This is a genomic window from Pantoea leporis (assembly GCF_028048155.1).
Lineage (GTDB): Bacteria > Pseudomonadota > Gammaproteobacteria > Enterobacterales > Enterobacteriaceae > Pantoea > Pantoea leporis.
Genome location: NZ_JALMEU010000029.1, coordinates 1 through 590, shown reverse-complemented (window position 1 = coordinate 590; position 590 = coordinate 1). Strand labels below are relative to the sequence as shown.

General features: G+C 58.1%; 1 protein-coding gene. It reads right to left on the bottom strand.

Annotated elements, in window-relative coordinates:
- A partial coding sequence (locus MWH02_RS23050) for a contractile injection system protein, VgrG/Pvc8 family (protein ID WP_271461525.1) occupies positions 1-528 on the bottom strand: 528 nt, incomplete at its 3' end.
- Between the last annotated feature and the right edge of the window lie 62 nt (positions 529-590).

Here is a 590-nt window from a genome sequence, read left to right as displayed (position 1 = left end):
GGTAACCGCATTCATCCCGGAACGGAACCAGATGCCGACCTCCGCCAGAATGCGCTGCAGGAATTGCAAATCACTCTCCTGCCACTGGGTAATCAGCTCGCGCGCCGGGTACTCGCGCGTCAGGCGGAAATCAAAGTCCGGCCCTTCAAAACCGTGCTGGCGCAGCAACTGTTCCGCCAGCTCCGGCACGCTGAGGTTCTGAAACACCCGGCTCTCGCAGGTCAGTTTCATCAGCGCAAGGCGCGATTCAAGAATGACGCGATAGTGCGTCTGGTCAGCGCTCTGGCTCAGCCACTCCATGCGGGTGATGACGCCGTGCACCACCTTGCCGCTGCGCATCCTCAGGTTGGCGAATTTGTTCAGCAGCTCGTCTTTAACCGGCAAATTGGTGGTGAACTCGATGTCCCAGCGGAACGGCTCGCTTAGCGCCTCGCGGCCGCGAAAGCGCAGCACGTCAGGGCGCATTGACGTGTTGTTGATGGTAAGGGTGTAAAGCGAGAGTGAAGCCGTGGCAATGAAATCTTTCAACGTGGCACCTTCCTGGTTCCGTTTAGCCGTCAGATGACGGTTAATCCACAAATTGAGAAGGG